This window comes from Ralstonia sp. ASV6, from assembly GCF_016429285.1.
GTDB classification, from domain to species: Bacteria; Pseudomonadota; Gammaproteobacteria; order Burkholderiales; family Burkholderiaceae; genus Ralstonia; species Ralstonia flaminis.
Genome location: NZ_JAELUI010000521.1, coordinates 1 through 379, shown reverse-complemented (window position 1 = coordinate 379; position 379 = coordinate 1). Strand labels below are relative to the sequence as shown.

The 379-nt window shown below is 73.1% G+C and carries 1 pseudogene; it reads right to left on the bottom strand.

Features of this window, described 5'->3' with window-relative positions:
• Nucleotides 1-122 precede the first annotated feature (122 nt).
• A pseudogene (locus JHD73_RS28385) lies at nt 123-251 on the bottom strand (DUF2167 domain-containing protein); the annotation flags it as partial.
• Nucleotides 252-379 lie beyond the last annotated feature (128 nt).

Sequence of the window (379 nt, the reverse complement as noted above, 5' to 3'; positions counted from 1 at the left end):
CCCCCCCCCCCCCCCCTTCTCCCTCCCCCGCCCCCCCCCCAGACCTACACTCCACGGCCTTCGTCGGCACCGTCCCCCCCGCATACGAGACACGACATGCGCTGCCACGTGTCGCGATGGCTCAGGAGGTGCGTGGCGGCGTCATAGTGCGGGCGCTCAACCCAGCCCTGGATCTCCAGCGCGGGGATGCCACGCTTCTCGCGCTCTTCGTTGGCGGCAGCGGTGCCTTCCTTGAGCGACTTGAACAGGTCCTGTCTCTTATACACATCTGACGCTGCCGACGAAGGCCGTGGAGTGTAGAGGGCGGTGGGGGGGGGGGGAGGGAGAGGGGGGGGGGGGGGGGGGGGGGGGGGGGGGGGGGGGGGGGGGGGGGGGGGGG